The 8,735-nt window shown below is 52.6% G+C and carries 9 protein-coding genes and 1 pseudogene; 7 read left to right on the forward strand and 3 right to left on the reverse strand.

Annotation, left to right across the window (positions count from 1 at the left end):
- Positions 1-68 precede the first annotated feature (68 nt).
- Positions 69-2,768 carry an AAA family ATPase gene (locus tag B5F38_RS10345; RefSeq protein ID WP_087409213.1) on the forward strand — a complete coding sequence of 900 codons (2,700 nt, stop codon included), beginning with the start codon at positions 69-71 and terminating at the stop codon, positions 2,766-2,768.
- A 9-nt stretch (positions 2,769-2,777) separates the two neighbouring features.
- On the opposite strand, the gene B5F38_RS10350 is transcribed toward B5F38_RS10345, so the two are convergent.
- Positions 2,778-3,041 (reverse strand): GNAT family N-acetyltransferase, encoded by a 264-nt coding sequence (locus tag B5F38_RS10350; protein WP_087409214.1) that lies wholly within the window; start codon positions 3,039-3,041, stop codon positions 2,778-2,780.
- A gap of 350 nt (positions 3,042-3,391) precedes the next feature.
- Here B5F38_RS10350 and B5F38_RS10355 point away from each other — a divergent pair, with 350 nt between their 5' ends.
- Positions 3,392-4,627 carry a site-specific integrase gene (locus B5F38_RS10355; protein WP_087409224.1) on the forward strand — a complete coding sequence of 412 codons (1,236 nt, stop codon included), beginning with the start codon at positions 3,392-3,394 and terminating at the stop codon, positions 4,625-4,627.
- A gap of 13 nt (positions 4,628-4,640) precedes the next feature.
- Complete coding sequence (locus tag B5F38_RS10360) at positions 4,641-5,003, forward strand: RhuM protein (RefSeq protein ID WP_087409215.1); 363 nt, start codon at positions 4,641-4,643, stop codon at positions 5,001-5,003.
- Between the two features lie 81 nt (positions 5,004-5,084).
- Here the strand turns inward: B5F38_RS10360 and B5F38_RS10365 are convergent, their stop codons facing one another.
- Positions 5,085-5,390: a helix-turn-helix domain-containing protein gene (locus B5F38_RS10365; RefSeq protein ID WP_087409216.1), complete on the reverse strand. Its 306-nt coding sequence runs from the start codon at positions 5,388-5,390 to the stop codon at positions 5,085-5,087.
- A 30-nt stretch (positions 5,391-5,420) separates the two neighbouring features.
- Positions 5,421-5,714 carry a helix-turn-helix domain-containing protein gene (locus B5F38_RS10370; protein WP_023056835.1) on the reverse strand — a complete coding sequence of 98 codons (294 nt, stop codon included), beginning with the start codon at positions 5,712-5,714 and terminating at the stop codon, positions 5,421-5,423.
- A gap of 222 nt (positions 5,715-5,936) precedes the next feature.
- Here B5F38_RS10370 and B5F38_RS10380 point away from each other — a divergent pair, with 222 nt between their 5' ends.
- From B5F38_RS10380 to B5F38_RS10395, 4 genes and pseudogenes are all read left to right on the forward strand, one after another.
- Complete coding sequence (locus tag B5F38_RS10380) at positions 5,937-6,281, forward strand: helix-turn-helix domain-containing protein (RefSeq protein WP_087409225.1); 345 nt, start codon at positions 5,937-5,939, stop codon at positions 6,279-6,281.
- 3 nt (positions 6,282-6,284) lie between these two features.
- Entirely contained in the window at positions 6,285-6,635 is a 351-nt protein-coding gene (locus B5F38_RS10385; RefSeq protein WP_087409217.1) for a helix-turn-helix domain-containing protein, read from the forward strand.
- A gap of 20 nt (positions 6,636-6,655) precedes the next feature.
- Positions 6,656-8,236 carry a DUF3945 domain-containing protein gene (locus tag B5F38_RS10390; RefSeq protein ID WP_087409218.1) on the forward strand — a complete coding sequence of 527 codons (1,581 nt, stop codon included), beginning with the start codon at positions 6,656-6,658 and terminating at the stop codon, positions 8,234-8,236.
- 54 nt (positions 8,237-8,290) lie between these two features.
- Positions 8,291-8,632 (forward strand): annotated as a pseudogene (locus B5F38_RS10395) (toprim domain-containing protein); the annotation flags it as partial.
- Between the last annotated feature and the right edge of the window lie 103 nt (positions 8,633-8,735).

The following is an 8,735-nucleotide window of genomic DNA, read 5'->3' on the forward strand; positions in this document are numbered from 1 at the left end:
TTTTATTTGTCGCTTCGGTAATAAATTCCTATCTTCGTGATAAGAATATTATTACTGTACTTGATACCATGAAAAAGAAGAGGACTACCTCGGATACCCCTCACCAGAAAGAGACTATCGTATTCAAGGGAGATGAAGACAAAGAACCCATAGAGTCGGCATTGGACGATTTTTTCGACTTCGATTGGGATCCCAAAAAGGGAAAGGAGACTCACGTCAGCCCGTTGCATGCACAGATATGCGACTCGCTGGACACCCCCGTTTCGTTCGAAACGCAACGTACCCAATATGCCATAGACCGGGTGAAAGTGATAAATATCTCGACCAACGTCGTTGCCATCAACTACGACGATGACGAGGAAATCAGGTGGGACGACACCATCACGTTCGAGCTGCTCTCGCCCGAGGGAAGAACCTATGCCAAGAACCACCTGTCGTGCACCTTCTGGACCGAATTGGATACCCCGCTCCTCTCTCGATTCTCCGTAGAACTGAACGACGACCCTACCGGAGAGTGGAAAATCAGAGCCTTTTCGCCCACCTGCGAAGAGGAGTTGTCGCTCTCGTTTGTAAATCTGCCCCACCAATACGACGAAGTTTTCGAGATAAACAACTACCTGGTTTTCAAACAAAGCGAGATAGTCGACCCGGAGAGTACACCCCCTGCCAACTACATCGGCATCGCCCCGAAAGAGGACGAAAGCTACACCATAGGGCTGTGTTGCATAGGGAAGGACAAGGAACCCGCCTCCTACGAGTATGAACTGAAAATCAAGAACTCCACGGGCATCACCACCTACTATACGACCGGGTTCTTTACCAGTCAGCCCGACAACGAAAACAACCTGCTCTACATCATGCAAGAGTCGGTCGACTTCGACCAGTACGAACCGGGCGACTATACCGTGGAGATTTGGGCTTTCGGCGACAAAATCATCGATGCCCCTCTGCATATAGGCAAGGAGCAGACCGGCGAATACAACCTCTACACCATACAGACCCGCCCCCCTGTGGGCAATATCAAAGAGGCGTCGGAATCCAAACCGGGAGAACGCGATGCAATGGATGCCCTCCAAGAGATGGTCGGCCTCCGCTCGCTCAAGCAGAGTATAGCCGACCACATCAACTACGTGAAGCTGCTGACCGCCCGCAAAAAGGCGGGACTGAAAGCGACCATCCCGCCCCTGCACATGATTTTTACCGGGAACCCGGGTACCGGCAAAACGACCGTGGCCGACTTTATGGGCGAGATATTCCACAAGATGGGGCTGCTCGAGAAGGGGCATGTCGTCTGCACCAACCGCAGCAAACTGGTAGGAAAATGGATTGGCGACACCGAGCAGAAGACCGAGGCGGCCATCGAAGCGGCCAAGGGCGGCGTGCTCTTCATCGACGAGGCTTACAGCCTCTACACCAACGACAAGGATGGCGACCGGCGAGACTATGGTAACCGGGTAATCGAAACGCTGCTGCCCAAACTCTCGGACAGCAACTTCGGCACCATCGTCATTCTGGCCGGCTATCCGGCCGAGATGGAGCAGTTGATGGAATCGAATCCCGGCCTGAAATCGCGATTCCCCTTCACCTTCCATTTCGAAGATTATTCGCCCAAAGAGCTGCTCGAGATTGCCGAGCTCACCATACGCCGCGAGGGATACACCCTCACCGACGAAGCTCGCGAAGCCCTCTCCCAGCTCATCAAAGCCGAAAGCAAGAAACGCGACCGCCACTTCGGCAATGCCCGTTTCGTCAATCGGATTATCCAGTCGGAGATTTTGCCGGCCATGGCTACCCGGCTCAACAAAAGCGGAATTTACGATTCTCCCGGCGACAACCGGCAGGCACTCATCACCATCGAGCGAGACGATATACCCAAACATGTCGACGAGAAATCGCTCGTCGTCACCGAACCGTTCGACGAAACGGCCATCGACGAGGCTCTGGCCCGGCTCGACCGCATGATCGGGCTCACTCAGGTCAAGGCTGCCATTCACAACTTTGTTACGGTAGCGCGGCTGTTGCACCGGAACGGAAAGAACTTCTTCGGAGAGATTCCGCTCAAATGGAGTTTTGCCGGCAATACCGGCACCGGAAAGAGTACCGTGGCCCAGATTATGACCGATTTGCTGAAAGCGATGAATATCCTCGACAACGGCAATTTTACCGAAATCAAGGGCGAACAGCTCTACAACGTGCCCGACTACAAGGTCGACGAAGTGCTGCAAGAGGCCATGAAACAATCGCAACAGGGGCTGCTATTCATCGACGGCGACTCTCCCAAATTCAAAAATGCCGCCAACACCTTCGACAGCGAACAGTTGCGCATCAAACTGGCCGAGTATACCTCGACCCTGCCCGGTGCCCACGCCCTCATCATTGCCGAAAATCGGGCACCCCGCCAAGAGCTTGTAGAGCAACTGATTGACAACGGAGCTCCCGAGGTCGACCACACCCTCATCTTCGAGGATTACACCCAGGACGAACTGTTCGAGATTCTGAAGCAGATGCTCTCCGACAAGGAATTTGCCATCGACCCGGAGGCCGAGGCCGTCATGCGACGCTACATCAAGCATCTGGCAGCCGATCGCCGCTCGTGCTATGCCAACGCCCGCACGATGAAAATCATATCGCGCACCATCATACAGAATACCTACCTTCGACTCAGCAACATGCACGAGGCTCCGGCCCGGGCCACCGTTCTGCCTGTCGACGTGGCCTGCTTCGACATCGACGGAGTGCCTCCCCGCCACACCATAGGATTCTGTTGACGGGCAGAGCTATCGGTTCAGATACGAGGGGTTACGCTTCAGCCACATGGCGGCATACTCGCACGAGGCCCGCGGTGTGAGGTTTTGCGACAGGGCATAGTCATACGCTGCCTTTACCAGGACAGCAGCAATGCCTCTGCCTCCAATCTCGGGGGGAACGATGGTGTGCTCTATATCGAGGCAACCGTCGGTAATCACATACGACACATAGGCTCTGACGCCGTCGACCGTAGTCTCGAAAAGACATTTCGGTACATCATGTACAATCTCCATAGCTCTGTCTGTTTAAGAATACAAAGTTACTACAAAAAAGTGGAATACGGAAGAATGAAGTAATAGAATTGATTTACAGAGGTTTCATTTAAGCTGCCGATTATCTCCAACGCCACCATAATCCTTGCCGAAGCCAAGTCAAGACGTCGCTACGTTACTTGTTCGTAACCACACCATATAGGTAACAAAATGAGTACGAATGGCAAAACAAGGCATTGTGATATAGTGAGTTACTAACAACTCACGAAACAAATCCGGTTACGGAAAAAGATTGCGCCGTTCCTCCGTGTTTTGCGTACCGACGAAGGATTCTTCACCGACTAATTTTGAACCTAAAAAAATTAAGGACGATGAAGAGTACATTTTCAGTAATCTACTACCTCAAACGTCAGGTAGTGAAAAAGGACGGGACAGTACCCGTCATGGGACGTATCACGGTGGACGGAAGCCAGACACAGTTCAGCTGCAAACTGACCGTCGATCCCAAACTGTGGGACACCAAAGGAGGACGTGTCACGGGGAGAAGCACGGCTGCACTCGAAACGAACCGTATGCTCGACAAGATGCGCGTACGCATCAACAAGCATTATCAGGAAATTATGGAGCGTGACAACTTCGTCACTGCGGAAAAGGTGAAAAACGCCTTTCTCGGACTGGAACACCGCTACCACACGCTGTTGCAGGTGTTCCGGCAACACAACGAGGACTATGCCAAGCAGGTGGAGGCAGGCATGAAAGCCAAAGGCACGTTTGACAAGTACAAGATCGTTTACAAGCACTTGCAAGAGTTTCTCACCATCCGCTACCATGTGAAGGACATTGCCCTGAAAGAGCTTACACCCGCTTTCATTTCCGATTTTGAAATGTTCCTGCGCACGGACAAACACTGCTGCACCAATACCGTGTGGCTGTATGTCTGCCCGCTTCGGACGATGGTGTTTATCGCCATCAACAACGAGTGGCTCACGCGCGACCCGTTCCGCGAGTATGAAATCAAGAAGGAGGAAACGACCCGCAGCTTCCTGACCAAAGATGAAATCCGCCTGCTGATGGAAGGCAAGCTGAAGAATGCGAAGCAAGAACTGTATCGTGATTTATACCTATTCTGCGCCTTCACGGGCTTGTCGTTCGCCGATATGCGCAACCTGACGGACGAGAATATCCGCACCTACTTTGACGAACACGAATGGATAAACATCAACCGCCAGAAGACGGGGGTGGTGTCCAACATCCGTATGCTCGACATAGCGAAGCGCATCATCGACAAATACCGTGGGCTGTGCGGGGACGGCAGGATATTCCCCGTACCCCACTATAACACGTGCCTTGCCGGAATCCGTGCCGTCGCCAAGCGTTGCGGTATCACCAAGCATATTACATGGCATCAAAGCCGCCATACGGCCGCCACGACGGTGTTCCTCTCCAACGGCGTACCCATCGAAACGGTCAGTTCCATGCTGGGACACAAGAGCATAAAGACAACGCAGATATACGCGAAAATAACCAAAGAGAAGCTCAATCAAGACATGGAGAACCTTGCCGCGAGATTGAACCAAATCGAGGAATTTGCAGGTTGCACCATCTAAAAAAAGAGAAGCCATGAAACGTGACATAATCATTATAGATGACAAGACCGTCAACGTAACCGGTAACGAGATATGGATGACCGCCGGAGAAATCGCCGGGCTGTTCCACACGGGCGTCCCGGCAGTGAACGCCGCCATCAAATCCGTCCTAAAGACGGACGTGCTGAACGACTACGAGGTGTGCCGCTACATACAACTTGAAAACGGGCTGTACGCGGATGTTTACTCGCTTGAGATCATCATCCCCATCGCTTTCAGATTGAACACCTACTGCACGCACGTGTTCCGCACGTGGCTGGTGGGTAAAGCTCTCTCGGAAGAAAAGCGACAGGCATACGTGATGTTCATACAGAACGGGAAAGCCGGGTATTGCTGAATACGCATACGTGCCAACAAAAGGAAACGGACAGCCCAATTTGAGTTGTCCGTTTCCTTTTGTTTTGTTATCATGTTTCCTTTATTCCAGCGGCTTGCGGTAATTCGCCTCCAACAGTTCTCGCAATCCCGATTCGGGGTAAAGTACCTTTCCTCCCAAAAGGATAAAGGGCAGCACCCTGTTGTTGCGGTATTCCTGCAAGGTACGGCGGCTCACACGGAGCAGCTCCGCCACCTCCCTGTCCGTCAGATAACGTTCCCCGTCCAGCGGCGGACGGTAACTTTCCAAAAATGCGGAGAGCCATTTAGAGCCTTTGCGCATATTCTGTACCACGGTGGCAAGCGGCTCATCCTCCAGTGTAAAAACATCGTTGTTCTCGTTCATCATAACTTTGGATTCAGTGGGTGAATAATAAAATTATCTGCCGCCGGGATAGAGCGTGCCAATAAGCGGAATCAGCCTTCTGACTTCTTCCGGCTTGTAATAGAACCTGCGGTTTATCTGCGAGTAGCCGATAAGCCGCTTGTCGCGCAACGTCTGCAACGTGCGCGGGCTGATTCTCAACTGCCCGCAGACCTCCTCGCCCGTGAGCCACCTTTCCAGCCGCCCTCCGTCGCTCTTGCGCCTCAGGGCGGCAACCTTCTCCGAGAGGGCGTTGAAGGATGCCACCATCATCTCGAAGGTCTTTTTCTCGATAGATACAATTTCCATATTCAAAACATTTCAGGTTTGCCGCAAAGGTAACGCCGTCCCCGTGAACACATATCGTTTCCCGCTGAAAGGCTGTATTTTGCGCCGTCTGTCCGGGTTACGGAGCCATTTCCGATAAAAATCTTACGTGAGACACGTAGTGAGCTGTTAAAGTCTCTTTCGTTTATTGCCGAATTTTGCCGCAGAAACCAAAAGAAAGGACTGAATATGAAAGTAATAACGATGGAAAGTTCCGCCTTCACCGCATTGACGGAACAGATAGCCGAGATAGCGGCACACGTGCGTGCCGTTTCCGGTGAAAGAAAGGAAAAATCCGCAGACAGGCTGCTCAACACCCGTGAGGCTGCGCACCTGTTGAACGTGAGTACCCGCACCCTCCAGCGTATGCGCAGCGAACATCGCATCGGCTATGTGGTGCTGCGCGGCAAATGCCGCTACCGCCAGTCAGAAATCGACCGCCTGCTTGCGGACTGCACCGTCATGGAAGACGCGGCGACACCGACGGAACTGAAACGCAACCATACGCTGCGCACGGGCGGCGGCAAACCAAAAGGAAGGAGGACGTGACGTATGGAACTGCTTACCCGAAACCATTTCGAGAGCTGGATGCAGAAACTGATTGAACGGCTCGACCGACAGGACGAACTGCTGCTTTCCTTGCAGCCGTCCGGCAAAGTTCCGAATCCGATAGAACGTATCAGGATGTTCGACAACCAAGACCTCTGTATGCTGCTCCAGATCAGCAAGCGTACCCTGCAGCGCTACCGCAGCATCGGCGCGTTGCCGTACAAGACGCTCGGCAAAAAGACCTATTACAGCGAGGAGGACGTGCTGACGTTCCTTTCCGGACACGTAAAGGACTTCAAAAAAGAAGATATAGCCTTCTACAAGGCTCGTATCCATAATTTCTTTCAAAAATAACCCATTAAAACATTTTTCAAATGGCAAAGAAAAAAAGCGAAAAGGACGTGCTGATAGTCCGTGACGAGAAGACGGGTGAAATCAGCGTGGTAGCCGGGCTGGATGCCGACGGTTCACCCAAGCGCACTCCCGCGAAAGCGGAGAACGCACAGAGTTTCCTGCAATTCGACCGCCACGGCGACGTGCTGGACAACTTTTTCAAAAACTTCTTCCGGCAGTGCAAGGAACCCAGCCGCTTCGGTTTCTACCGTGTCGCGGCAGACCAAGCCGACAAACTGCTGGAGGTGATGAAAGACCTGCTGAAAGACCCCGAAGCCAACAAGGAACTGCTCGCGCCCCACAAGGTGGACACTTCCGGCTACGAAAAACAGGTGAAGGAAGAACAGACCACCGGGATGCCGGAACAAAAACAGGAAGGACAACCAAAAGAAACCCAAAAACAGGAAAACATGGAACAGAATCAAGAAAGCCCGCAACAGCAGACGCAAGACAGACGGGGCTACCAGCCCATTGACGAGAGCAAAATCAACTGGCAGGAGCTGGAAGAGAAATGGGGCGTGAAACGTGACGACCTTGAAAAGTCCGGCGACCTTCAGAAGATGCTCAACTACGGCAAGTCCGACTTGGTGAAAGTGTTGCCCAAGTTCGGCGGCGAGGCTTTTGAGCTGGATGCCCGCCTCTCCTTCAAGAAGGACAGCGAGGGCAATGTCAGCCTCGTGCCGCACTTCATCCGCAAGGAACAGAAACTTGACGAGTACAAGGAACATAAGTTCTCCGATGAAGACCGTAAGAACCTGCGTGAAACGGGCAACCTCGGCAGGGTCGTGGACATCGTGGACAGGGAAACGGGTGAAATCATCCCCTCGTTCATCAGCATAGACCGCAAGACGAATGAAATCACGGACATACCAGCAAACAAGGTGCGCATACCGGAGCGCATCGGAAAGACGGAAATCACCAAGCAAGAACAGGATATGCTTCGTGCCGGGCTTCCTGTGCGCGACAAACTCATCGAACGCAACGACGGCAGGAAGTTCGTCACCACCCTTCAAGTGAACGTCGAGCAGCGAGGCGTGGAGTTCGTACCGGGAACCGGCAGGTCACCCCGTACCGCCCAGACGCAGGAAGCCAAGAACAATCCCACGCAGGGACAGGCTCAGGGCATGGAAAATTCCGCAGCCCCACAGAAAGAGCAACGCCGCAACACGTGGACAAACGCCGACGGCAGCATCCGTCCCATCAGTAAATGGAGCGGTGTGAATTTCACAGAGCAGCAGAAAGCCGACTACGTTGCGGGTAAGGCGATAAAGCTGGAGAACGTGACCGACAAGCAAGGCTTCCACGCCACCATGTACATCAAGTTCAACCCGGAGAAGGGACGTCCGTACCGCTACGACACCAACCCCGACAACGCGCAGAAGGTCGCCCCGTCCAACGAGAGCCGCACGCAGGTGGCGGTGAACAGCGAAGGAAAGACCAACGAGGCGACCAAGAACCTGAAAGAGCCGTTGCAGAAAGGACAGACCGCTCCGAAAGACGACAAACAGCAAAAGCAGCAGGAGAAACCCCAGAAGAAAAACAATAAGGGCATGAAGATGTAACATCCCGTGTCCGCCACTAAATCCAAAGTAATAATTCATAAAAAAGTAATCAGCATGAAGACAATCATTGCAGAAAAGCCATCCGTGGCACGTGAAATCGCCCGCATCGTGGGCGCGACAAAAAGAGAGGAAGGATATTTCGAGGGAGGCGGCTATGCCGTGACATGGGCATTCGGACACCTTGTCCAGCTTGCTATGCCCGACGGCTACGGCATACGCGGCTTCGTCCGTGACAACCTGCCCGTCATCCCCGAAACCTTCACGCTCATTCCCCGTCAGGAAAAAACGGAGAAGGGTTACAAGCCCGACAGCGGCGTGGTGTCGCAGATAAAAATCATCAGCCGTCTTTTCAAGGATAGCGAACAGATCATCGTGGCGACCGATGCAGGACGCGATTATCCAAAGTAAAAGATTATCCAAAGCAATAACAACTATAAGTTTCCAATAAATTGATTTTCAATATTACTTTTGATAATGTTGTTTGGATAATATAATGGTA

Source organism: Barnesiella sp. An22 (assembly GCF_002159975.1).
Taxonomy (GTDB): Bacteria; Bacteroidota; Bacteroidia; order Bacteroidales; family Barnesiellaceae; genus Barnesiella; species Barnesiella merdigallinarum.